We start from the raw sequence: 22,028 nt of genomic DNA, 5'->3' as shown, positions 1-22,028 counted from the left end.
TCAGACTCGCTGTGCCAGGGACACGCTGAAAATCCCCCATTCATCCACACGCTGGGTGATCTTGCGGAAACCGGCGGCTTCCACCAGTTGGTCCATCTCTGCCTGGCTGCGCCGGCGCATTACCCAGGCCTGGCCCTGACGGTGGCTGGTGAGGGCGCGGGCGATCAGTTCCAGTTGCGGGTGCCACGGTTGGCCGGTGTACACCAGATAGCCACCGGGCTCCACGGCTTCGGCCAACCCGGCGAGCGAACCACCGACCATCGCGTTATCCGCGAACAGCTCATACAGCCCGGACACCACCGCCAGCGTCGGCTTGGGCTCCAGCGCTGCCAGGTCCGCCCGGTCAAACGCATCACCTTTGACGAACTGTGCGATGTCTCCCAGGCCTTTTTCACGAATCAGCGCGCCACCGTCGCGCACGTTGATGTCGCTGTAGTCCCGCAACAGGATCGATTCCGGCAACGGCGAAACGCCCTGTAAGGCTTCCAGAATGTACCGACCATGCCCGGCGGCGATGTCGACGATGCGCACTTCGCGCTGCTCGTCCCGCAGCTTGGCCATCGCCAGGCGCAGCAGCTCTTCCACGTTCAACTTGCGCTGACGAATACCGCGCCAGCCGATGGAGTTCAGGTAGTTGGTGTCGATCATCCGCCCCAGCCCGCCTTTGCCGGTGGGTGTGTTGCGGTACACGTAGTCCAGGGTGCTGCCGGAGTCGAAGCCGGTGTCGAAACCAAGCTTCACCCCATCCGACAGTTTGCTGCCCAGGCCCATGCTGGCGCGGGTCATGCGCCAGTACAGGTCGCGCAGGGAGTTGCGTGGCAACGGCGCGGCCAGGGATTCGGATTCGGCGCAGGTCAGGCCGATCTTGTCGGCGTCCAGCAAGTTGGCGCGGTCCAGCGGGTGTTCGAAGTTCTGCAGGATAAAGCGCCGGGCGCTGCTCAAGGCCACGGCGCGGTCACGTTCACCGAGGGTGTCGTGGAAGAAGCCGGGGAGGATGTGCAGTTCTTTTTTCAGGCTGCCGAGGCGGTCGAAAAACTGCTGCTGGGGTTTGCGGTGCACCACAAAGTCCGAGCCGGAGATCAGCAGTTGGGTCGGCACCTGAATTGCCTGGGCATCGGCTACCACCCGGTCGGCCGCTTCGTACAGGCCCAGCAGCACATTTACGGAAATGGCTTTGGTGATCAGCGGATCGCTGTCGTAGGACGCCACGCGCTCCGGGTCATGGCTCAGGAACTTGGCCTTGACGTAACTGTTGACGAAAAAATTGCCGCGAAACTTGCGCATCAGCGCCAGGCCTGGCCGGGCGAAGGGCACGTAGAGCTTGACCTTGAACGCGGGCGAGGCGAGCACCAACGAGCGGATCTTCGGCGCGTAGTCGTGCACCCAGGTCGCTGCGATCACTGCGCCGACACTCTGGGCGATCACCGCGAGGTTTTCTTCCTCAATGCTGTAGGCGCCGCCGATATGATCAACGAAGGTCTGCACGTCCCGCGCACTGGTGGCAAAACTCGGGCTGTCGCCGCGCGCGCCGGGGGATTGACCGTGGCCACGGGCGTCCCAGGCGAAGAAGTCGAACTCCGGCAGGTTCAGCTCGTCCACCAGGTGGGCGATGCGCCCGGAGTGCTCGTGGCCGCGATGGAACAGCAAAATCGCCTTGCGGGGTGCAAAGCCCGCAGGCGCCGTGGCGGGCCAGTGACGGTAGAAAAGCTCCACCCCGTCATGGGTGCTGAAGGTGTGCTCTTGCTGTTCACGCATCGCAAAATCCTTATGCAGAAGGGGAGGTTTGTTGTTCTTTTAGGCCTTGGCGCACGCGGTTGACCAAGGTGTAGGCCAACAAGGCCGCGACCAGCCACATCACCGCCTCGACCCACCCGGCACCGAGCCAGCCCAGCGCCACGCCGGTGGCCAGCACCCCGAGCACAAATGCCCGATCGCTCTTGCCCATGGGCCCGTCGTAGCGCCGCGAGGCCCCGACCATCGGCCCGAGCACGCCGGCGTATTCGCTGAACACCGCCAGCAGCGTCACCAGCAACACCGGTGCCAGGCTGACCTCGGGGATCAGCGCAAACGGCAGGATCAGCGCGCTGTCGGCGATCACGTCACACAGCTCATTGAGGTAGGCGCCGAGTCGCGACTGCTGGCCGAATTCCCGGGCGAGCATGCCGTCGATGGCGTTGAGGGCCATGCGCAGGATCATCCACAGCGGGATCAACGCAAACAGCCACAGATGCTGGGCGAAGCCGGCAATCAGCAATCCCACCAGCAGGGAAACCACCCCGGCCAGCACGGTGATCTGGTTGGCGGTGGTGCCGTTGTCGTAGAGGCGCTGCACCAGCGGGCGCAGCAGGTTCTGAAAACGCGGTTTAAGCTGATAGATCGAAATCATGGGGAGTGACGCTTCCTTGTCCGTAAGCCCGCGAAAAACTGTGGGGAGTGTGCCGATTTATCACGGCCGAAACCAGTGATGGCTCGTGTTTCTGGGGCTTTCATCACTATCTGTGTGAAACCAAACAAAAATTTCACGCTTCGGGTTATAGAGTAACTAATTGTTTCTGGGTGGGCGTTTGGGGATGCGAGTGGATCTAGACGCTGATGACGTGGCCATCGAAGGGCTGCCGCGTTTTCAGCAGGGGTTGTTTCATGCCCGCCGGTTAAGGCAGGCCGGCATTGGCCTGACGGTGCTGGCGGTCGGCGGCTGGATGCTGGCGCTGTTTGTGGCGCTGTTCGCCCCGCTGTCGATCTGGCCGGTGGTGCTGATCAACTGCGCCTCGGCGTTGCTGGTGCTGGTGGCCGGTTTGCAATCGGCGTGGTGGGTCGCGGATTGGCGGGCCATGGCGCTGGAGGAGCCGGCTGCGCGGTTGATCGAGCAGCCGCTGCCACAAGAAGAACCTGGCTGGCTTAACCGGCAGTTCGGTCGCGTCGGTAATGGCTTGCGGGTGCAGATTGGCGCGCCGGTGTTCTGGCTGTGTGGCTGGTCGTTGCTGGTGCTGTTCAGCGTCGTGGAATTCTGGAGCCTGACCTTGCCCGCTGCGGCGGTGGGCCAGGCTGCCAGTGTCGGCGCGGCCATTGCCTTGGCACTGGCGTTCGGCTTGTTGGTGTTTGAACGGCGCATGGCCCAGGAAAGCACTGCCCAATGGCCGGAAGCCGCGCAACTCGCGCAACTGAGCCGGGTGGCGATTATTTGCCTGGTGGTCAGTGCGATTTGTCTGCTGTTTGCCGGTGAAGAATCCGTGTGGCCGTTGCGCCTGGCCGTGTTGATCGGCTTGTTGCCGATTCTGGTGGCGCTGGAGTTTCTGCTAAGAGGCTTGCTGTCGCTGTTCAGCCCGCGCCAGGAGCGCCTTGAACCGCGCCTGATGGCGCAAAGTTTTATCGCCGGGATGCTGCGCTGGCCGCCGCAACCGTTGCTCGCCTTGCAGCACGAACTGCACAACCGTTTCGGCATCGACCTGCGACAGATCTGGGCCTTTACCTACATGCGCCGGGCATTCCTGCCGGTGCTGGTGGTGGTGCTGGCCGTAGGTTGGTTGCTGACCGGCGTGCATGAAGTCGCCCTGCAAAGCCGTGGGATTTATGAACGCTTTGGCAAGCCGGTGGAGGTCTTCGGGCCTGGCCTGCATGCCGGTTTGCCCTGGCCGCTGGGCCGCGTGCTGAACGTGGAGAACGGTGTGGTCCATGAGCTGGCCACCAGCGTTGGCGAAGCGGCAAACACCGACGTCGCTCCGGCCGAGGGCCCGGCGCCGCTGATCGCCAACCGCCTGTGGGATGCGAGCCATGTGAATGACAAATCCCAGGTCATCGCCAGCAGCAGCGACGACAAACAGACCTTCCAGATCGTCAATATGGATGTGCGCTTCGTGTACCGCATCGGCCTGACCGACCAGGCCGCACTCGCCGCCACCTATAACAGTGCCGATGTGCCCACGCTGATCCGTAGCACCGCCAGCCGCATCCTGGTGCACGAATTTGCCTCGCGAACCCTCGATGAATTGTTGGGTGAAGAACGCAACAGCCTCGCTGATGACATTGGCAAGGCAGTGCAAGCGGACCTGAAGACACTCGACAGCGGCGTGGAAATCCTCGCCACCGTGGTGGAAGCCATTCACCCGCCTTCCGGTGCGGCCAACGCCTATCACGCGGTGCAAGCCGCGCAGATTGGCGCCCAGGCGCTGATTTCCCGTGAGCGCGGCGCTGCCAGCGAGCAGACCAACCAGGCGTTGCTGCAAGCCAGCACCGCCCGCGACCAGGCCCAGGCCACGGCCCATGAAGTCAGTGCTGGCGCCCAGGCGGCGGATTTGCGCTTCAGCGCCGAACAAAAGGCCTATCAGCAAGCGGGCCAGGCCTTCGTGCTGGAGCAGTACCTGAGCCAACTGAGCCAGGGCCTGGCCCACGCCAAATTACTCATTCTTGATCATCGCCTGGGCGCCAGTGGCGCACCGACCATCGATCTGCGTTCCTTTACCTTACCGGCTGACCCTGCGGTGCCGCGTAAAGCCGTTCAATAAGGAGTTCATCTGTTGAGCGCTCATTCTCACGATCACGCAGGCCATGGTCACCACCACGGCCACCATCATCACCATCACGGTGATGAACAGGAAGCCGGCCCGTTCCCTTGGCGGCGTATGGGTTGGGCAGTGTTGCTGGTGCTGTTCGCCGTCGCCGCGGCGAGCCTGGTGCAGGTGCGTTCCGGTGAAGCCACGGTGATTACCCGCTTCGGCAACCCGTCGCGGGTATTGCTGGAACCGGGCCTGGGCTGGCGCTGGCCGGCGCCGTTCGAAGCGGCGATCCCGGTGGACCTGCGCCTGCGCACCACCTCCAGCGGCTTGCAAGATGTGGGCACCCGGGATGGCCTGCGGATCATCGTGCAGGCCTACGTGGCCTGGCAGGTGCAGGGCGACCCCGACAATGTGCAGCGCTTTATGCGCGCGGTGCAGAACCAGCCGGATGAAGCGGCGCGGCAGATTCGCACCTTTGTCGGCTCGGCGTTGGAAACCACCGCTGCCAGTTTCGACCTGGCTAACCTGGTGAACACCGATGCCAGCCAGGTGCGTATTGCCGATTTTGAAGCACAACTGCGCCAGCAGATTGATCAACAATTGCTCACCACCTATGGCGTGCGTGTGGTGCAGGTCGGTGTTGAACGGCTGACCTTGCCGTCGGTGACCCTGGCCGCCACTGTCGACCGCATGCGTGCCGAGCGCGAGACCATCGCCACTGAACGCACCGCCGTGGGCAAGCGTGAGGCGGCGCAGATTCGTTCGGCTGCCGAGCGTGATGCGCGAATCGTCCAGGCCGACGCCACGGTGAAAGCCGCCGATATCGAAGCGCAATCCCGGGTCGAAGCCGCGCAGATTTATGGCCGTGCCTACGCTGGCAATCCGCAGTTGTACAACCTGCTGCGCTCCCTCGACACCCTGGGCACAGTGGTCACACCGGGTACCAAAATCATCCTGCGCACCGACGCTGCGCCGTTCCGCGCTTTGGTGGATGGGCCGAAGGATATTCAGCCATGAGTGAGCGGGAAAGCCTCGACAGCCCGTGGCTCCAGGCTGGACGGCTGACGTTCCTGGCGCTGTATGCGGTGACGGTATTGGCTGCGCTGGCGTGGGCATTTTCCAACGTGCGGCAGATCGACCCGCAGAACCGCGCCGTGGTGTTGCACTTCGGCGCGCTGGACCGGATCCAGAATGCCGGGCTGCTGCTGGCCTGGCCGCGTCCGTTCGAGCAAGTGGTGCTGTTGCCCGCAGCGGACCGGGTGATTGAGCGACGGGTGGAAAACCTGCTGCGTTCCGATGCGGCCACCCAAGCCGACCGCGTGGCCAGTTTTGCCACGCCGCTGAGCGATGCCCTGGCCGGCTCCGGTTACCTGCTGACCGGCGATGCCGGGGTGGTGCAACTGGATGTGCGGGTCTTCTACAAGGTCACCGAGCCCTATGCGTTTGTGTTGCAGGGCGATCACGTGCTGCCGGCCTTGGATCGACTGGTCACCCGCAGCGCCGTAGTGCTGACGGCTGCGCGAGACCTGGACACCATTCTGGTGGCTCGCCCCGAGCTGATCGGCGCCGACAACCAGGCTGCGGAGCGCCGCGAACGGCTGCGCGGTGATCTGGTACGCGGCATTAATCAACGCCTGGCCGACCTGACGTCCACCGGCCTTGGCCTGGGTATCGAAGTCACCCGGGTCGACGTGCAATCAAGCCTGCCGGGCCCGGCGGTCAACGCTTTCAACGCGGTGCTGACCGCCAGCCAGCAAGCCGACAAGGCCGTGGCCAATGCGCGCACCGACGCCGAGAAACTCACCCAGACCGCCAACCAGGACGCTGATCGCGCCGTGCAGGTGGCCCACGCCCAGGCCAGCGAGCGCCTGGCCAGCGCCCAGGCCCAAACCGCCACCGTCGCCAGCCTGGCCCAGGTCAAAGACCCCGGCCTGCTGCTGCGCCTGTACCGCGAACGCCTGCCGAAGATTCTCGGCCAGGCCGGCTCCGTGACCACGGTTGACCCTAAAGACGATTCCCGCCTGATCATTCAGGGAGCCGAACAATGACCGCCCACGCCGCCCCGATGCTCTCATCGGCCGAACAACGCAGCGCCGCCCGGCAACTGACCCTGGCGATGCTCGCCTTGGGCTTGCTCAGCCTGGGCCTGGTATGGCGCTGGCTGGCGCCGGACCAGACCGGCGTGAGCCAATTGCTGCTGGGCGTCGCCTCGTTGCTGGTGGCCGTGCCCGTGATGCGCTCGGCCTGGTACAGCCTGCGTTACCCGAGCCTGCATGGCATCACCGACCAACTGATCGCACTGGCCATGCTCGGTGCCTGGGCTACCGGTGACCTGCTGACCGCCGCGCTGCTGCCGATCATCATGATCTTCGGCCATGTGCTGGAAGAGCGCAGCGTCATCGGTTCACAGGAAGCGATTCATGCCCTGGGCAAACTGACCCGCAGCCATGCGCGCCTGGTGCAGGCGGACGGCACGATCCTGGAAGTCGACAACGGCATCCTGAAGACCGGCGATATCGTCGAAGTGCGTGCCGGTGACCGGGTGCCCGCCGATGGTGTGGTGCTGTCGGGCCAGGCCAGCCTGGACACCGCGCCGATCACCGGCGAATCGGTGCCGCTGGAAGCGAGTGTTGGCGTGCAGGTGTTTGGTGGCGCGATCAATCTCGACGGCCTGCTGCGCCTGGAAGTGACCCGCACCGGCAATGAGTCGACCCTGGGCAAAGTCATCGCGCTGATGCAGAGCGCCGAACGTTCCAAGCCGCCGATCACTCGATTGCTGGAGCGCTACGCTGGCAGCTACATGGTGCTGGTGCTGTTGCTGGCGGCGGTCACCTGGTTTGTCACCAATGACGCCCAGGCGATGCTCGCTGTACTGGTGGCGGCGTGCCCGTGTGCATTGGTGTTGTCGGCACCCGCCACGGCGATTGCGGGCATTGCGGTGGCGGCGCGTCACGGCATTCTGATTCGCAGCTCGGCGTTTCTCGAAGAGTTGGCGGACCTGACGTCACTGGTGGTCGACAAGACCGGCACCCTGACGTTCGGCACCCTGCGTTTGCAGTCCATCGACACCCGCGAGCCGGATCGGCAAGTGCTGCTCAACCTGGCGGCCAGCCTCGGCTCGGCCAGCAGCCACCCGGTCAGCCGGGCATTGGCGGGGCTGGCGACTCAGGAACAAATGCTGGTGCTGTCGGATATTCGCGAGCGCCAGGGCCTCGGTGTGGTCGCCCAGACCGGGCAGGGCGAAGCCGCCCTCGGCCGGCCGGAATTGTTTGGACAACTGGGCATCGCGACCACGGTGGTCCCCAATCACGACGGCCCGATTGCCGGGCTGGCGCTGAATGGGCAATTCCTCGCCTGGCTGTTGCTGGCGGACAGCGTGAAACCTGAAGCCCGCCAGGCGATGAAAGAGCTGCGGGAACTGGGCCTCGGTCGCCAACTGTTGCTGACGGGCGACCGCCAAAGCGTGGCCGACAGCCTGGCGCTGGAAGTGGGCATCAGCGACGTCGAAGCCCAGGCGTTGCCGGAAGACAAGCTCAAGCGCGTGCTGGGGGAAATCGGCAGCGGTTTCCGGCCGATGGTGGTGGGCGACGGGATCAACGATTCGTTGGCGCTCAAGGCGGGTGTGGTCGGTGTGGCGATGGGGGCGGGCGGGGCGGATATCGCCCTGGCATCGGCGGACGTGGTGCTGATCGGCAGCGACCTGCGGCGCCTGGGCACCTGTGTGCGCTTGAGTCGCCAGTGCCGGCATACGTTGCAGGTCAATGTGATCATCGGCCTGGGCTGGACGCTGGCGATCGTGGTGTTCGCCGCATTCGGCTGGTTGGGCGCGGCGGGAGCGATGATTGCGGCGGTGCTGCACAACCTCAGTACGCTGCTGGTGCTGGGCAATGCGGGGCGTCTGTTGCGGTTCCAGGAGCCGCTATTGAAACTCGAGGAATAAATTTTTCAGTCGCGCTGTAACGCCATGGGGGGACCTCACTCTAGTGCTATGTCGAGACTGAACAATCCGTTCAGACCGGCTCCACTACCGATCATGAGGAATACACAATGAACATCAAATCCGCTGCTGCTGGTGCCGCCCTCGCTATCGCCGCTGCCGGCATGTTTGCCGGTGTTGCCACCCAGGTACAGGCAGCAGACGCCCAGGTCCATTGCTATGGCGTCAACGCCTGCAAAGGCCAGAATGACTGCAAAACCAAAGACCACGCCTGCAAAGGCATGGGTTCTTGCAAAGGCCAGGGCTTCCTGTCGATGAGCAAGGCGATGTGCGACCAGAAGGGCGGCAAAGTCGGCGAGTAACCGACAACCGAGTGCAACCGCAGCGGGCCCCCCGCCGCTGCGGACACTTTCCCCAGGAGTGTTTTTATGTCCGCTTCCCTTCCGAGTCTGGGTTACGGCCTGGGTTTACGCAGCGAGTACTACCAGCAGATCCTTGAACAATCGCCGGCCGTGGATTGGTTCGAAGTGATCTCCGAGAATTATCTGGTGCAGGGCGGCAAGGCCTTGTACTACCTGGACGCGATAGCCGAGCGTTATCCCTTGGTGATGCATGGCGTGTCCCTGTCCATCGGCGGGCCCCATGCCCTCGATATCGATTACCTGAAGCAACTCAAGCAGCTCTCCGAGCGCATCCACCCGGCGTGGATTTCCGATCACTTGTGCTGGAGCCGCGGCAACGCGCACCAGTTGCATGACCTGCTGCCGCTGCCTTACACCGAAGAAAGCCTGTACCACGTCGCCGGTCGCGTGCGGCAAGTGCAGGATGTGTTGCAGCGTCCCTTGGTGCTGGAAAACGTCTCCAGCTATGTGCGCTCCAAGGCGAATGAGTTTACCGAGTGGGAATTTCTCAACGCCCTGACCCATCTCACCGGCTGCCAGCTGTTGCTGGACGTGAACAATGTGTACGTCAGCTCGCGCAACCACGGCTTCGATGCCTGGACGTTTATCCACAACCTGCCGCCCGAAAGCATCCGCCAACTGCACTTGGCCGGGCACATGGACTACGGCGACTACGTGATCGACACGCACGACCATCCGGTATGCGATCCGGTGTGGGCGCTGTATCAGCAGACCCTGGAGCATCTTGGGCCGGTCTCGACCTTGCTGGAGCGCGATGACCATTTCCCGCCGTTCCAGGAACTGCTCGACGAGCTGAGCAAGGCCCGCGAACTGGGCGCGAGCGCATTGGACAGGAGAGCGTTATGCGCCTGATCGATTGGCAATTGGCGTTTGAGCAGCATTTGCTCGCCGAGACGTCCACTGCCAGCAACAGCTTCAGCGCCACCTTGATTGGCGGTCCGACCCTGGATGTTGAGACGGGCCTGGCGATTTACCACAACGCCTATCACGCCCGGTTGCAGGAAGTGCTGCGCGATGACTTCAGCGCCGTCTGGTATTGGCTGGGGGATGAGGAGTTTGCGCAGCTGGGTTCGGCCTATATCCGGTGTTACCCCTCGGCCCATTACAGCCTGCGCTGGTTTGGCGAGCGGTTCCCCGGATTTATCGTTGAACATTATGCCGAGCAGGGCGCTCCGCTGGCCGAGCTGGCGCGGCTGGAATGGGCGTTCACCCTGGCCTTTGATGCGCCGCAGGGCGAGCCGCTGACCCTGCAGGACATGGCATCGCTGCCGCCCGAAGACTGGCCAGGGCTGCGGGTGCAGCTCGCACCTTCGGTGCAGCAGGTGACGTGTGACTTCAACAGCCTGGGCATCTGGCGCGCCAGCAAGGGTGAATGGGACTTTCCCGGCAGCGAGGCCCTGCTGTTGGCGCAGGTCTGCCTGGTCTGGCGGCATCAGAATGTTTGCCAGTACCGCAGCCTGGAAGCGGCTGAAGCCAGCGCGCTGACTGGCATGGTCACCCGTGGCTGGAGTTTTTCCGAACTGTGTGCCGAGTTGGCAGTCACTTACCAGGAGGGCGCGCCATTGCAAGCGGTTACCTGGCTGAAACAGTGGGTCCAGGAGGGTTTGCTCCAGCGGCGGGCACCATAGAAAAGGGCTATTGTTTCGATAGCCTGCTAATTTTTCCGTGGATGGTCTACCCTCATTTCAGACGTCTGAAACAAGGGGGGACTACTCATGCTCGCGCAACTTCCACCGGCCTTACAGAATCTTCAGCTACCGCTGCGTCTTCGACTCTGGGACGGCCATGAATTCAACCTGGGCCCGGATCCCAGCGTCACCATTGTGGTCAAGGACCCCATGATGGTTTCAAAGCTTAGCCATCCGACGCTCGATTCACTGGGCGAAGCCTTCGTCGAGGGCAAACTGGAGCTGGAAGGCTCCATTTCCGAAGTGATCAGGGTCGTTGACGAGTTGAGTCATGCCCTGGTGAATGACGACGAGGACACTCGTCCGGTGCGCTCGATCCACGACAAGGCCACCGACGCAGCCGCTATTTCCTACCATTACGACCTGTCCAACGAGTTCTACCAGCTGTGGCTGGACCGCGACATGGCCTATTCCTGCGGGTATTTCGAGACCGGCAGTGAATCCCTCGATCAAGCCCAACAAGACAAATTCCGCCACCTGTGCCGCAAATTGCGGCTGCAGCCGGGGGAGTATCTGCTCGACGTAGGCTGCGGTTGGGGTGGGCTGGCACGCTATGCCGCGCGGGAATTCGGGGTCAAGGTGTTTGGTATCACCCTGAGCAAGGAACAACTGGAGCTGGCCCAGGAACGGGTGAAAGCCGAAGGCCTGGAAGACCAGGTTGAGTTGACGCTGCTCGACTACCGTGACTTGCCCCAGGATGGCCGGTTCGACAAGGTGGTGAGCGTGGGCATGTTTGAACACGTTGGCCACGCCAACCTGGCGGAGTACTGCAAGATTCTTTACGGCGCGGTGCGTGAAGGCGGCCTGGTGATGAACCATGGCATTACCGCCAAGCACACCGATGGCCGGCCTGTGGGCCGTGGCGCCGGGGACTTTATCGAGCGCTATGTGTTTCCCAATGGCGAGCTGCCGCACCTGGCGATGATGACCGCCGAGATCAGCGAAGTCGGGCTGGAAGTGGTCGACGTGGAAAGCCTGCGCCTGCATTACGCGCGCACCCTGGACCACTGGAGCGAGCGCCTGGAAGACAACCTGGAGGCGGCGGGCAGGATGGTGCCGGAGCAGGCCTTGCGCATCTGGCGCCTGTACCTGGCCGGCTGTGCGTATGCGTTTGCCCGTGGCTGGATCAACTTGCACCAGATTCTGGCGGTGAAACCCCATGCCGATGGTAGCCATGAGCTGCCGTGGACGCGGGATGACCTGTACCAGTAAGCAATCGTACCGGTGATCTAAATGTGGGAGCGGGCTTGTGTGGGAGCGGGCTTGCTCGCGAAGGCGTTGTATCAGAAACACATTCAGTGACTGACACTCCGCTTTCGCGAGCAAGCCCGCTCCCACATCTGGTTCGGTGCAAGCCATTACAAAATGGGGGAAATAAGCCGCGCGATTCGCATCCCCAGTTGTTGCAGGCGGTGGGTCTGGCGGCTTTCTTCCTGGCTGATTTCATGGGCCTGGGCGAAGTCATCCAACAGCATGTGCTCCACCTGGCTGGCGAAGGTCTCATCCACGGTCAGCAACATCACTTCGAAATTCAACCGGAATGAACGGTTATCCAGGTTCGCACTGCCGATGGCGCTGATCTCACTGTCTACCAACACCACCTTCTGATGCAGGAACCCCGGCGTGTAGCGGAAGACCCGCACCCCGGCGCGCACGGCTTCAATCGCGTACAGGCTGGAAGCGGCGTAGACGATGCGGTGGTCCGGCCGTGACGGCAGCAGCAGGCGCACGTCGACGCCGCGCAGTACCGCCAACCTCAATGCCGCAAACACCGCCTCGTCGGGAATGAAATACGGGCTGGTGATCCACACCCGCTCGGTTGCCGCATGAATCGCCTCGACGAAAAACAGCGAGCAGGTTTCGTAGGGATCCGCCGGGCCGCTGGCGAGTAGTTGGCAGAGCACGCCGTCGTCCGGGTAGGTATCCGGCAGCAGCAGCGGCGGCAACTCACGCGCGGCCCAGAACCAGTCCTCGGCAAACGATTCCTGCAAGCACGCCACCACCGGGCCGCTGACTTGCACATGGGTGTCACGCCATGGCGCGAGCGGCGGTTTCTTGCCCAGGTACTCATCGCCGACGTTATGCCCGCCGACAAACCCGGTAATGCCATCCACCACCACGATCTTGCGGTGGTTGCGGAAGTTGACCTGGAAGCGATTGAGCCAGCCACTGCGGGTGGCGAACGCCTTGACCTGCACTCCGGCGTCCCGCAGTGACTGCACATAACGATGGGGAAGGGCGTGGCTGCCGATACGGTCATACAGGACGAAAATGGAGACGCCTTCGGCGGCCTTTTCCTTGAGCAAGGTGTGCAGTTGGCGGCCGAGCTCGTCGTCATGAATGATGAAGAACTGGAACAGAACGGCGGTTTTTGCCGAGCGGATCGCCTCGAAAATCGCGCTGAAGGTGGCCTCGCCATTGATCAACAAGCGCACCTGGTTGTTCGCCAGGCACGGCATGCGCCCCAGCTTGGGCATGGCCCGCAGCGAGGCGTAGGCGTGGGAATTACGCGCGGCCAGTGCCTCTTCGACCCACGGGCGCCAGTTCAGCTCGGTAATCGCCTTGTGCATTTCCTGGTTGGCCTGGCGACGCGCCTGAATGTAGGCGTCGAAGGTGCTGCGGCCAAAGATCAGGTAGGGAATCAGCGTCAGGTAAGGGATGAACATCAGCGATAAGGCCCAGGCAATCGAGCCTTGGGCGGTCCTGACGGTCAGCACCGCATGGATGGCAGCGAGGGAGCCCAGAAAATGCAGGGTGGCAATGAAATAGGCGAGCAGGTGCGGGCCAAAGAAATCCATGGACAACGGTACTCCTGACGAACAAGTGCCTAACAGACCATGTTCGGCCACGAATGTCGCTATTTTATTTGCTGTGCAACACTGGCGCTTTTGCGGCGTCTAACGCCGACAATTGCCCAGGAGTTACCCGATGAATGCTCGTCTGCTTGGTTTGGCCATGGTTGTTGGTTTAACGCTGCCCGTGGCGGCGCAAGCGCAGATGTTGGCGCCGGGCTTGTGGGAGTTGACCACCAGCAACATGAAGGTCGATAACCAGGACCTGCCGGACTTGTCGCTGATCCTCGGTCAGCTCAAGCAACAGATGACCCCGGAACAACGCGCCATGCTTGAGAAACAGGGCATCACCATGGCCGGTAAGGGCGTGCAGGTGTGCCTGACCCCGGCCCAGGTGGCGTCCGATTCCATCCCGTTGACGGACCCGCAATCGGGTTGCAAACAGCAAGTGACGGACAAGACCGGCAACCAGTGGAAGTTCCGCTTCAGCTGCCCGAAAGCCCAGGGCACTGGCGTGGCGACGTTCCAGAGTCAGCAGGAATTCACCACCACGGTGAACGGCACCTTCAACGCTACCGGCATTCAGCAGAAGGGCAGCCTGGACACCCACGCGCAGTGGTTGGGCAACGACTGCGGCACCGTCAAACCGCGCGCTTAACCTAAGATAAACCCCCGATCAAAATGTGGGAGCGGGCTTGCTCGCGAATGCGGTGGATCAGTTAATACATGTGGCGACTGACCTACCGCATTCGCGAGCAAGCCCGCTCCCACATTTGATTGGATTGCCAGTGCCTGATTCTCTTCAGCGCTGGAAGTGCAGCGGCAACCCTTGGCAACTGTCGTGCACGCGCCCGTCGTGCCAGGCCAGGTGACCGGAGACCAGGGTGGTGCTGACGCTGTGCCGGAAGCTGCGCTCGGCGAAGGGCGTCCAGCCGCAACGGGCCATAATCGGCTGGCTGCTGACGGGCTTGCCATGGGGCTCGGGTTTGATCAGCACCAGGTCGGCCCAATAGCCTTCCCGCAGATAGCCACGGTCGGGGATCGCAAACAGGTCCGCGACGCGATGGCTGGTTTTCGCCACCAGAGTAGTCAGCGGCAGCAAGCCGTCGGCTACCAGTTCCAGCAGCGCCGGCAGGGCGTGTTGCACCAACGGCAAGCCTGACGGCGCTTCACGATACGGCAGCTGTTTTTGCGCCCAGGTGTGCGGCGCATGATCACTGCCAATCACATCCAGACGATCACTCAACAATGCCAGGCGCAGGGCGTCGCGGTCGGCGCGTGTCTTGATCGCCGGGTTGCATTTGATCTGGTGGCCGAGGCGCGCGTAGTCGCGGTCATCGAACAAGAGGTGATGCAGGCAGACTTCCGCCGTGATGCGTTTTTCAGCCAGGGGTTTGTCTTCGAACAGCACCAGCTCCCGCGCGCTGGTGATGTGCAACACATGCAGGCGCGTGCCATGCCGCTTGGCCAGTTCCACCGCCAAAGACGACGAGCGATAACAGGCTTCGGCATCGCGAATCAGCGGGTGAGCCACGGCAGGAATGTGCTCGCCGAAACGCTCGCGCATCCGTTGCTCGCTGGCGTGGATGCTGGGCGTGTGCTCGCAGTGGGCCAGGAGAATGGTCGGTACCTCGGCGAACAGGCGCTCGAGAATCTTCGGATCATCCACCAGCATATTGCCGGTGGAGGCGCCCATGAAGACTTTGACGCCAGCCACCTCCCGCGGGTCCAGCGCGGCCACGGTGTCGAGGTTGTCGTTGCTCACCCCGAAATGAAAGCCGTAGTTGGCCACCGAATGCAGCGCCGCACGGCGCTTCTTGTCGGCCAGGGCTTCCAGGTTCAACGTCGCCGGGTTGGTGTTGGGCATGTCCATGAAACTGGTGATGCCACCGGCCACCGCTGCACGGGACTCGCTGTAGAAGCTGCCCTTGTCCGGTGCGCCGGGTTCCCGGAAGTGCACCTGGTCGTCGATCATGCCGGGCAACAGCCACTGGCCTTGGGCGTCGATTTCCAGGGTGGCATTGGCGTTGTCGATGCTGCTGGCGATCTTCTCGATGCGGCCATTGGCGACCAGCAGGTCAGCCTCGAATTCCTGGCCTTCATTCACCAGGCGGGCATTGCGGATCAGCAGGCGGCTCATGGTCAGAACTCGTTTTGCAGGGCTTTGTAACCCAGTACCAGGTCGACGTTGGTGCGCGCCACGTCTTCGGAAAACTCCGAGGCGCTGACACTCACCGGCGGGAACTGGGACAGGTCGGTATTGGGGCCGATGCGGGTGGTGGAGGGTACGTAGAACGCGGCGGGCAAATCGCGACCGTCGACCACCGAGTTGTGGCGCACCACGCAACCGTCACCCACGATGCAGTTGAACAGCACGCTGTTGAAGCCGATAAACACCCGGTCGCCGACAGTGCACGGGCCATGGACGATGGAGCGGTGGGCGATGGAGGTGAACTCGCCGATGGTCACGGCGGCGCCGGATTTGGAGTGGATCACCACGCCGTCCTGGATATTTGAATTGGCGCCGATGGTGATCGGGTCCATGTCGCCGTTGGCGTCGACTTCGTCGGCACGGATCACCGCGTAAGGGCCGACAAACACGTTTTCGCCGATGATCACCTTGCCGCAGATGATTGCGGTTTTGTCGACGTAGGCCGATTCGGCAATCACGGGCAGATCGCCGGAAGGGTTCTTGCGGATCATGGGGCAGGCTCCTGGAGGGGCGCGGTAAGGATGTGTACGTGGCGGCCGTCGATGGCGTTGTAGAAACAGGTGGGGCGCCCGGTGTGGCAGGCCGGGCCTTGCTGATCGACGATCAGCAACACGGCGTCGCCGTCGCAATCCAGGCGCGCCTCCACCAGCAATTGCCAGTGGCCGGAGGTTTCGCCTTTGCGCCACAACTGCTGGCGCGAGCGGGACCAGTAGCAGACCTGCCCGGTGGCCAGGGTTTCTTCGAGGGCCGGGCGGTTCATCCAGGCCAGCATCAACACCTCGCCGCTGCCGTGTTGCTGGGCGATGGCGGCGATCAGGCCATCGCTGTTCCACGGCAGGGCGTCGAGCACGCGGTCGAGTGGAAAGCGGCTGCCGATGGCAGCCTTTTCCAGGTCGAGCATGCTCAGCTTCATGGCTTGCTCAGGGCGGCGCACAGGGTGTTGAGGTTGTATTCGAACAAGCCGGTAAAGGTGCTGGCCGGGCCTTCTGATGCCAGGGCGTCGGAGTACAGCGTGCCGCCGATTTGCGCACCGCTTTCGTCCGCGATCTGCTTGAGCAGGCGCGAGTCCTTGATGTTTTCCATGAACACGGCCTTGACCTTGTCCTTGCGGATCTGGGTGATCAGTGTGGCGACTTCAGCGGCGGACGGTTCACGTTCGGTGGACAAACCTTGAGGCGACAGGAACTCGATACCGTAAGCCTGGCCCAGGTAGCCGAAGGCATCATGGGAGGTCACGATGCGACGGTTGCCCGGTGGCAGGGCGCCGAACTTGGCTTTGGCTTCAGCCAGCAGGCGGTAGATTTCTTTCAGGTACACCTGGCTGTTGTGCTCGTAGTCCGCCTTGTTGGCCGGGTCGGCAGCGATCAACGCCTTGGTGATGTTGTTTACGTAGATCACGGTGTTGGCCAGGTTGTGCCAGGCGTGTGGGTCGGGAATGGTCTCGCCGTCTTCTTCCATGGTGTGGGACAGCACGCCTTTACTGGCGGTGACCACCGTCGCCTTGGTCTCGGTGCTGGTGACCAGGCGATCCAGCCAAGGCTCGAAGCCCAGGCCGTTCTTGATGATGACCTTGGCCTTGAGCAGGGCCTTGGCATCGTCTGGCGTCGGTTCGTAGGTGTGGGCGTCGGCGTCGGGGCCGACCATGTTGCTGATCTGGATATGATCGCCACCGACCTGGTGGGTCATGTCGTCAAGAATACTGAAGCTGGTAACCACCTGAAGCTTGTCGGCAGCCTGGGCCGTCGCGAACGACAGCGGCAGCAACACACTGAACAGCACGAGTAGAGCGCGCATCGGGAAACACCTCATTGGGATGTAAGCAAAGGCGGGCGGCGCAGCAAACCGTGCACCGGACCGAAGACCACGGACAGCAGGTACAAGCCGCCAGCCACCAGCACAATCGCCGGGCCGCTGGGCAGCGAGTAGTAGAACGACAGCAACAAGCCAAGCCACACCGACAGGCATCCCAGCACCGCCGATATGGCGATCAACACCGGCAGGCGCCGGCTCCAGAAACGTGAAGCAATCGCCGGCAACATCATCAAGCCGACCACCATCAAGGCGCCGATGGCCTGGAAGCCGATCACCAGGTTCAACACCACCAGCGTCAGGAACAGCCCATGAGCCAACGGGCCGAGGCGGCTGACGGTTTGCAGGAACAGCGGGTCGAGGGTGTCCAGCAGCAGCGGTTTGTAGATCACCGCCATGGCGATCAGGCTGAAGCCGGAGACCCAGAGCATGCCCGTGAGGGTCGGGCCGTCGACCGCCAGGGCCGAGCCGAACAGCAGGTGCAGCAGGTCCAGGCGCTTGCCGGCAAGGCCAAGAATCAGCACGCCGCTGGCCAGGGAAATGGGATAGATGGCGGCGAGGCTCGCGTCTTCCTTCAGCCCGGTGCGACGGGTGATCCACGCAGCGAGGCCGGCCATGCTCAGGCCGGCGCCCAGGCCACCGATGGTCAGCGCGGGCAAACTCAGGCCGGCGAACCAGAAGCCCAGGGCGGCACCGGGCAGGATGCCGTGGGACACCGCGTCACCAATCAGGCTCATGCGACGCAGGATCAGGAACACCCCCAGCGGTGCCGTGCTGCACGCCAATACCAGCCCGCCGACAAGCGCGCGGCGCATGAATACGAAGTCGAGAAATGGTATCCACAGGTGAGCGGCGAAGTGCATCAGGCCACCTGCATGTGTGGCTGGGGGCGGATCAGTTCTTTGCTTGAGCCGAACACGCAACCGCTGCTTTTGATCTGCACCACGTGCTGGGTGTGTTGGCGGACCGAGCTGAGGTCATGGCATACCACGACCACCGTGCGGCCTTCTTCGTGCCAGGCGTGGATGTGTTTCCAGCACAGCGCTTGGCCGTCTTCGTCGAGAGCGGCGTGGGGTTCGTCCAGCAGCAATATCGGTGACTCGGCCAGACTCATGCGGGCGAGCAGGGCGCGTTGCAGTTCGCCGCCCGACAAGGCCATCAACGGCCGATGCTCCAGGCCGCTGAGGCACCAGTCTTCGAGTACGGCGCTCAAGCGTTCGGTGCGTTGTTGTGGGGTTTGCTTGCTGCCCCAGAAGCCCGCGGCCACCAACTCTTGCAGGCTGATGGGGAACTGGCGGTCGAGGTTCTGTTGTTGGGGCAGGAACGACAGGCCACCCCGGCGTGGAACCTCAATCGTCACTTTCCCGGCCAAGGGCTTCTGCAAGCCGGCGATGACTTTCAGCAGGCTGCTTTTGCCGGTCCCGTTGGCGCCGATGATGCCGGTGAGGCTGCCTTTTTCCAGGGTGAAGTCGACAGCGGGCGTCAGTGGTTGGCCGGGAGCGCCCCAGCGCAGGGCGGTGCAGGTGATCATTCGGTAGGTCTCGTCCAGCGGCTTTCAGCCACGGCATCGTGCGCGTGCAGGCTTTCGGCGTGGATCACTTTCAAGTGGAAGGCAATGACCGCATCCGAGCGTTTCAAGGCGAGGTTCAGGCGGCGGGCGGCGTCTTCGCAGAACATCAGGTTCTGCCCGTTGGCCAGGGCGAAGGCTTGTTCGTCCGCGCGCTTTACGGCGGTTTGTACGGCGGTGCCAAGGGCTGCTTCGGTTTCGTCGATCAGTTGCGTCAGCGGCAGGGTTGGCTGGTCGCCTTGAAGGCGGACCTGTAACAGCGCGCTGCTGCGCTGGCTGTGGGGCGTGGCGACGATGCCGTTTGCGCTGCCCAGCCAGGTCAGCACGTCCTCGTGTTGCAACGGGGTGTTGCCGAAGTCTTCGATAAATTGCTGCTGAATCAATTGCCTGGCGAGGGCAGCCGAGCACGGGCAAGTTGAAGAGTAAGTAACGTCAATTTTTAGTTCCACGTGGAACATCTGGTTTTCCAGACGGGCTTCGATGCTCACCGGGTAGTTTTTCCAGCCGGCCAGCGGGCTGACCAAAGCGGGGCGTTTCAGCAGCAGATCCGCATGAATCCGCAGGTAGGCATTTGTGGATAAACCTTCATGACTGTCGAGAAAACGTTGCAATACACTGCGCAGCAGTGCTGGCGTAAGCGGCTGCTGTTCAAGCATCTCCAGCGCCAGATAAAGCCGAGACATATGAATGCCACGCGCTTCGCCGTCGTCCAGGCTGACGCCTGCATCGGCCTTGGCGCTGAGGCGCTGGCCGTCGATCTGAATGGGCAGGGCAATGCCGCACATGCCCACCCAATCCAGCGGCAAGGCTTGGCGTGAAGCCTGCGCGGCGATATCGGGCAGAGTCAGCGCGTTCATGAGCAGTCCATCGTTGGAAATAAAAAGACATGTTATATTATTACAATTGAATCGACGAAAGTTTTTCTGCTCTGTCTTTTATTCAGTCATGTCGAGTACGGACGCTCCTTTATTTGCGGTGTAAGTCATGCACAGACGTCAACTCCTCAACCTGCTGCTGGCCAGCGCGGTGTTCACCCTGCCCTTTGGTGTATCTGCCGCGCAGATCCGCAATGCACGGCTGTGGCGCTCGGATAACAAGCTGCGGCTGGTGCTGGATCTCAGCGGCCCGGTGCAATACAAGACCTTCACCCTGACCGCGCCGGAGCGGTTGATCATTGATTTGAGCGGCGCGAAGTTGACCGGGGATTTCAGCCAGTTGGCCCTGACCAACAGCGGCATTACCTCGATTCGCTCGGGGCATTTTGGCCAGGGTGATACGCGGATCGTGCTGGACTTGAAGGCGCCGATGCAGCTCAACAGCTTCCTGCTGCCGCCCCAGGATGGCCAAGGTCATCGCCTGGTGCTGGACCTGACCAGCGCCACCCGTGTACCTCAGCAAATCGCCGCGGCACCGGTGCCCTTGGCACCGCCGGTGGATAAGGCGCATCCGAAGCGCGACATCATCGTGGTGGTCGACCCCGGCCATGGCGGTAAAGACCCGGGCGCCATCGGCTCGAAGGGCCAGCGCGAAAAAGACGTGGTGCTGTCCATCGCCCAATTGCTGGCCAAGCGCTTGAAGCGTGAGAAGGGCTTCGATGTGAAGCTGGTGCGCAACGACGATTTCTTCGTGCCGCTGCGTAAACGCGTGGACATCGCCCGTCAGCACAAGGCCGACATGTTTATCTCGGTGCACGCCGATGCGGCGCCACGGCTCACGGCGTCAGGCGCTTCTGTCTATGCGTTGTCTGAAGGCGGTGCGACGTCCGCCACCGCGCGGTTCATGGCACAGCGGGAGAACGGCGCCGACCTGCTGGGCGCCACCACCTTGCTCAACCTCAAGGACAAAGACCCGATGCTCGCCGGCGTCATTCTCGACATGTCGATGAACGCCACCATCGCCTCCAGCCTGCAACTGGGCAGTTCGGTGCTGGGCAGCCTGCAAAGCATCACCTCGCTGCATCAAAAGCGTGTGGAACAGGCGGGCTTTGCGGTGCTCAAGTCGCCCGATGTGCCATCGATCCTGGTGGAAACCGGGTTTATCTCCAACACCCAGGACGCCCAGCGGCTGGTCACCGCGCGCCATCAACAGGCGGTGGCAGACGGTTTATTTGAAGGATTGAAAAACTACTTCCAGAAGAACCCGCCAATGAACAGCTACATGGCGTGGGTTCAGGAACAGAAGAATGGCCAGGTCTAACAGCCGGTAATCCGGCTGCAGGTGAATGTGGCGCTGGCACCACCGGAACTGGAAAACCGGTTGATGGTGGTCCAGCCCACTCGCCGTGTGTAGCCCACCCACGCCTCACCATCGGATGCCAACCCGGTAAAGAACGTCAGCTGTCCGTAGCGGCTGTTGGTCTGTGCCCAGTAGCGTTTGCCGATCGCCTCGAAACCCCGCAAATACGTGGTGCTGCCCGCCGTCGCGACGCTGTAGGCATTGCCCTGCGCGTCGACGCACGCCAGCAGGTTGGCGCTGCGGGTGCAGTTGGCCAGCAGGCTGGGCACCTGGGCATTGGCCTGACTCGCCACCATCAGCAACACAGCGCACAACAGGTATTTCATAGAGGCTCTCGGGGCGTTATTCGGCTGCCAGCATTGCGCCCTTCGTCGTCACGAGCAAGGGGGATTGGCTTATTTGCATTGTTATACTATAACATTAAAAAACAGCCTGACCCGTGAACCACCTCCAATGACCGAACAAGACCTTCTCGCCCAACCCTCCACCGACTACATGAATGAAGCCCAGCAAGGTTTCTTCCGCGAGCTGTTGCTTGCCCAGCGCAATGAGCTGCAAGTGCGCATCGACGCTGAATTCATGGTGCTGCGCGAACAGGAACCCAACAGCGATCCCGCCGATGTGGGCAGTGCTGAAGAACAGCGCCAATGGCAACTGCGCCTGCTGGAGCGCGAAAAGAAGCTGTTGGACAAGATCGACGAAGCCCTGGAACACCTGGCCCGCGGCGAATACGGCTGGTGCCGTGAAACCGGCGAGCCCATCGGCCTCAAGCGCCTGTTGCTGCGCCCCACGGCCACCCTGTGTATCGAAGCCAAAGAACGTGAAGAGCTGCGCGAACGCCATCAACGGGCGATTTGACCGGCCAACCCTGAT

The 22,028-nt window shown here is 62.5% G+C and carries 22 protein-coding genes; 11 read left to right on the top strand and 11 right to left on the bottom strand.

The annotated features are described in order from the left end of the window. Both NVB75_RS19860 and NVB75_RS19855 read right to left on the bottom strand, forming a co-directional pair. On the bottom strand, positions 1-1,755 hold the full coding sequence (locus NVB75_RS19860; protein ID WP_258342933.1) for a bifunctional alpha/beta hydrolase/class I SAM-dependent methyltransferase: 1,755 nt from the start codon (positions 1,753-1,755) through the stop codon (positions 1-3). Positions 1,756-1,765: 10 nt separating this feature from the next. Beyond that, positions 1,766-2,386 carry a CDP-alcohol phosphatidyltransferase family protein gene (locus tag NVB75_RS19855; protein WP_258342932.1) on the bottom strand — a complete coding sequence of 207 codons (621 nt, stop codon included), beginning with the start codon at positions 2,384-2,386 and terminating at the stop codon, positions 1,766-1,768. 184 nt (positions 2,387-2,570) lie between these two features. On the opposite strand from NVB75_RS19855, the gene hflK (NVB75_RS19850) reads away from it, so the two are divergent. The 8 genes from hflK (NVB75_RS19850) to cfaB all read left to right on the top strand — a co-directional run bounded on the left by hflK (NVB75_RS19850) (position 2,571) and on the right by cfaB (position 11,752). After that, the gene (gene hflK, locus NVB75_RS19850) at positions 2,571-4,502 is read left to right on the top strand and encodes a protease modulator HflK (RefSeq protein WP_258342930.1); all 1,932 of its coding nucleotides are present in this window, start codon (positions 2,571-2,573) and stop codon (positions 4,500-4,502) included. Positions 4,503-4,511: 9 nt separating this feature from the next. Beyond that, entirely contained in the window at positions 4,512-5,510 is a 999-nt protein-coding gene (hflC, locus tag NVB75_RS19845; protein ID WP_167410192.1) for a protease modulator HflC, read from the top strand. After that, the gene (gene hflK, locus NVB75_RS19840; protein WP_258342929.1) at positions 5,507-6,541 is read left to right on the top strand and encodes a protease modulator HflK; all 1,035 of its coding nucleotides are present in this window, start codon (positions 5,507-5,509) and stop codon (positions 6,539-6,541) included. The genes hflC and hflK (NVB75_RS19840) overlap by 4 nt, the downstream gene beginning before the upstream one ends. Further along, positions 6,538-8,433 carry a cation-translocating P-type ATPase gene (locus tag NVB75_RS19835; protein WP_258342928.1) on the top strand — a complete coding sequence of 632 codons (1,896 nt, stop codon included), beginning with the start codon at positions 6,538-6,540 and terminating at the stop codon, positions 8,431-8,433. The genes hflK (NVB75_RS19840) and NVB75_RS19835 overlap by 4 nt, the downstream gene beginning before the upstream one ends. A gap of 107 nt (positions 8,434-8,540) precedes the next feature. Continuing rightward, on the top strand, positions 8,541-8,792 hold the full coding sequence (locus tag NVB75_RS19830) for a hypothetical protein (RefSeq protein ID WP_003213503.1): 252 nt from the start codon (positions 8,541-8,543) through the stop codon (positions 8,790-8,792). A 66-nt stretch (positions 8,793-8,858) separates the two neighbouring features. After that, positions 8,859-9,704 carry a DUF692 domain-containing protein gene (locus tag NVB75_RS19825; RefSeq protein ID WP_258342927.1) on the top strand — a complete coding sequence of 282 codons (846 nt, stop codon included), beginning with the start codon at positions 8,859-8,861 and terminating at the stop codon, positions 9,702-9,704. Beyond that, positions 9,695-10,480 (top strand): DNA-binding domain-containing protein, encoded by a 786-nt coding sequence (locus NVB75_RS19820; protein WP_258342926.1) that lies wholly within the window; start codon positions 9,695-9,697, stop codon positions 10,478-10,480. Before NVB75_RS19825 ends, NVB75_RS19820 begins: the two co-directional genes overlap by 10 nt. Before the next feature lie 87 nt (positions 10,481-10,567). Further along, positions 10,568-11,752, top strand: a complete 1,185-nt coding sequence (gene cfaB, locus NVB75_RS19815; protein WP_258342925.1) for a C17 cyclopropane fatty acid synthase CfaB — start codon at positions 10,568-10,570, stop codon at positions 11,750-11,752. 146 nt (positions 11,753-11,898) lie between these two features. Here the strand turns inward: cfaB and cls are convergent, their stop codons facing one another. Then, a complete protein-coding gene (gene cls, locus NVB75_RS19810; RefSeq protein ID WP_258342924.1) occupies positions 11,899-13,338 on the bottom strand; it encodes a cardiolipin synthase in 1,440 nt (479 codons plus the stop codon). A 130-nt stretch (positions 13,339-13,468) separates the two neighbouring features. On the opposite strand from cls, the gene NVB75_RS19805 reads away from it, so the two are divergent. Further along, entirely contained in the window at positions 13,469-13,990 is a 522-nt protein-coding gene (locus NVB75_RS19805) for a DUF3617 domain-containing protein (protein ID WP_258342923.1), read from the top strand. A 144-nt stretch (positions 13,991-14,134) separates the two neighbouring features. On the opposite strand, the gene NVB75_RS19800 is transcribed toward NVB75_RS19805, so the two are convergent. Genes NVB75_RS19800 through folE2 form a run of 7 tightly spaced genes read right to left on the bottom strand, consistent with a single transcriptional unit; the run spans position 14,135 to position 19,777 of the window. Then, the gene (locus tag NVB75_RS19800; protein ID WP_258342922.1) at positions 14,135-15,472 is read right to left on the bottom strand and encodes a dihydroorotase; all 1,338 of its coding nucleotides are present in this window, start codon (positions 15,470-15,472) and stop codon (positions 14,135-14,137) included. 2 nt (positions 15,473-15,474) lie between these two features. Beyond that, a complete protein-coding gene (locus NVB75_RS19795; protein WP_076013235.1) occupies positions 15,475-16,035 on the bottom strand; it encodes a DapH/DapD/GlmU-related protein in 561 nt (186 codons plus the stop codon). Then, on the bottom strand, positions 16,032-16,457 hold the full coding sequence (gene hisI / locus NVB75_RS19790; RefSeq protein WP_258342919.1) for a phosphoribosyl-AMP cyclohydrolase: 426 nt from the start codon (positions 16,455-16,457) through the stop codon (positions 16,032-16,034). The genes NVB75_RS19795 and hisI overlap by 4 nt, the downstream gene beginning before the upstream one ends. After that, positions 16,454-17,338 (bottom strand): metal ABC transporter substrate-binding protein, encoded by an 885-nt coding sequence (locus tag NVB75_RS19785; protein WP_201140704.1) that lies wholly within the window; start codon positions 17,336-17,338, stop codon positions 16,454-16,456. The genes hisI and NVB75_RS19785 overlap by 4 nt, the downstream gene beginning before the upstream one ends. Positions 17,339-17,349: 11 nt before the next feature. After that, on the bottom strand, positions 17,350-18,216 hold the full coding sequence (locus NVB75_RS19780) for a metal ABC transporter permease (protein WP_258342917.1): 867 nt from the start codon (positions 18,214-18,216) through the stop codon (positions 17,350-17,352). Next, entirely contained in the window at positions 18,216-18,884 is a 669-nt protein-coding gene (locus NVB75_RS19775) for a metal ABC transporter ATP-binding protein (protein ID WP_258342916.1), read from the bottom strand. Before NVB75_RS19775 ends, NVB75_RS19780 begins: the two co-directional genes overlap by 1 nt. After that, positions 18,881-19,777 (bottom strand): GTP cyclohydrolase FolE2, encoded by an 897-nt coding sequence (gene folE2 / locus NVB75_RS19770; RefSeq protein WP_258342915.1) that lies wholly within the window; start codon positions 19,775-19,777, stop codon positions 18,881-18,883. Before folE2 ends, NVB75_RS19775 begins: the two co-directional genes overlap by 4 nt. A 127-nt stretch (positions 19,778-19,904) precedes the next feature. Between folE2 and NVB75_RS19765 the strand changes: the two genes are divergently transcribed. Then, positions 19,905-21,116 carry an N-acetylmuramoyl-L-alanine amidase gene (locus NVB75_RS19765; protein ID WP_258342914.1) on the top strand — a complete coding sequence of 404 codons (1,212 nt, stop codon included), beginning with the start codon at positions 19,905-19,907 and terminating at the stop codon, positions 21,114-21,116. On the opposite strand, the gene NVB75_RS19760 is transcribed toward NVB75_RS19765, so the two are convergent. Beyond that, the gene (locus NVB75_RS19760) at positions 21,113-21,481 is read right to left on the bottom strand and encodes a glutamine synthetase (protein WP_258342913.1); all 369 of its coding nucleotides are present in this window, start codon (positions 21,479-21,481) and stop codon (positions 21,113-21,115) included. The two genes, NVB75_RS19765 and NVB75_RS19760, sit on opposite strands and share 4 nt — an antisense overlap. 127 nt (positions 21,482-21,608) lie before the next feature. On the opposite strand from NVB75_RS19760, the gene dksA reads away from it, so the two are divergent. Beyond that, complete coding sequence (dksA, locus tag NVB75_RS19755) at positions 21,609-22,013, top strand: RNA polymerase-binding protein DksA (RefSeq protein WP_258342912.1); 405 nt, start codon at positions 21,609-21,611, stop codon at positions 22,011-22,013. Positions 22,014-22,028: the final 15 nt, after the last annotated feature.

Source organism: Pseudomonas sp. CBS (genome assembly GCF_024734645.1).
In the GTDB taxonomy this organism is placed as follows: domain Bacteria; phylum Pseudomonadota; class Gammaproteobacteria; order Pseudomonadales; family Pseudomonadaceae; genus Aquipseudomonas.
The sequence above is the reverse complement of the archived record's forward strand: the minus strand, read 5'-3'. Positions and strand labels throughout refer to the sequence as shown.

What these genes read in the sequence shown, in the direction of transcription:
- NVB75_RS19860 (WP_258342933.1), bottom strand. Translation starts at nt 1,755, where the DNA reads ATGCGTGAACAGCAAGAGCACACCTTCAGCACCCATGACGGGGTGGAG.
- NVB75_RS19855 (WP_258342932.1), bottom strand. Translation starts at nt 2,386, where the DNA reads ATGATTTCGATCTATCAGCTTAAACCGCGTTTTCAGAACCTGCTGCGC.
- hflK (WP_258342930.1), top strand. Translation starts at nt 2,571, where the DNA reads ATGCGAGTGGATCTAGACGCTGATGACGTGGCCATCGAAGGGCTGCCG.
- hflK (WP_258342929.1), top strand. Translation starts at nt 5,507, where the DNA reads ATGAGTGAGCGGGAAAGCCTCGACAGCCCGTGGCTCCAGGCTGGACGG.
- NVB75_RS19835 (WP_258342928.1), top strand. Translation starts at nt 6,538, where the DNA reads ATGACCGCCCACGCCGCCCCGATGCTCTCATCGGCCGAACAACGCAGC.
- NVB75_RS19830 (WP_003213503.1), top strand. Translation starts at nt 8,541, where the DNA reads ATGAACATCAAATCCGCTGCTGCTGGTGCCGCCCTCGCTATCGCCGCT.
- NVB75_RS19825 (WP_258342927.1), top strand. Translation starts at nt 8,859, where the DNA reads ATGTCCGCTTCCCTTCCGAGTCTGGGTTACGGCCTGGGTTTACGCAGC.
- NVB75_RS19820 (WP_258342926.1), top strand. Translation starts at nt 9,695, where the DNA reads ATGCGCCTGATCGATTGGCAATTGGCGTTTGAGCAGCATTTGCTCGCC.
- cfaB (WP_258342925.1), top strand. Translation starts at nt 10,568, where the DNA reads ATGCTCGCGCAACTTCCACCGGCCTTACAGAATCTTCAGCTACCGCTG.
- cls (WP_258342924.1), bottom strand. Translation starts at nt 13,338, where the DNA reads ATGGATTTCTTTGGCCCGCACCTGCTCGCCTATTTCATTGCCACCCTG.
- NVB75_RS19805 (WP_258342923.1), top strand. Translation starts at nt 13,469, where the DNA reads ATGAATGCTCGTCTGCTTGGTTTGGCCATGGTTGTTGGTTTAACGCTG.
- NVB75_RS19800 (WP_258342922.1), bottom strand. Translation starts at nt 15,472, where the DNA reads ATGAGCCGCCTGCTGATCCGCAATGCCCGCCTGGTGAATGAAGGCCAG.
- NVB75_RS19795 (WP_076013235.1), bottom strand. Translation starts at nt 16,035, where the DNA reads ATGATCCGCAAGAACCCTTCCGGCGATCTGCCCGTGATTGCCGAATCG.
- hisI (WP_258342919.1), bottom strand. Translation starts at nt 16,457, where the DNA reads ATGAAGCTGAGCATGCTCGACCTGGAAAAGGCTGCCATCGGCAGCCGC.
- NVB75_RS19785 (WP_201140704.1), bottom strand. Translation starts at nt 17,338, where the DNA reads ATGCGCGCTCTACTCGTGCTGTTCAGTGTGTTGCTGCCGCTGTCGTTC.
- NVB75_RS19780 (WP_258342917.1), bottom strand. Translation starts at nt 18,216, where the DNA reads ATGCACTTCGCCGCTCACCTGTGGATACCATTTCTCGACTTCGTATTC.
- NVB75_RS19775 (WP_258342916.1), bottom strand. Translation starts at nt 18,884, where the DNA reads ATGATCACCTGCACCGCCCTGCGCTGGGGCGCTCCCGGCCAACCACTG.
- folE2 (WP_258342915.1), bottom strand. Translation starts at nt 19,777, where the DNA reads ATGAACGCGCTGACTCTGCCCGATATCGCCGCGCAGGCTTCACGCCAA.
- NVB75_RS19765 (WP_258342914.1), top strand. Translation starts at nt 19,905, where the DNA reads ATGCACAGACGTCAACTCCTCAACCTGCTGCTGGCCAGCGCGGTGTTC.
- NVB75_RS19760 (WP_258342913.1), bottom strand. Translation starts at nt 21,481, where the DNA reads ATGAAATACCTGTTGTGCGCTGTGTTGCTGATGGTGGCGAGTCAGGCC.
- dksA (WP_258342912.1), top strand. Translation starts at nt 21,609, where the DNA reads ATGACCGAACAAGACCTTCTCGCCCAACCCTCCACCGACTACATGAAT.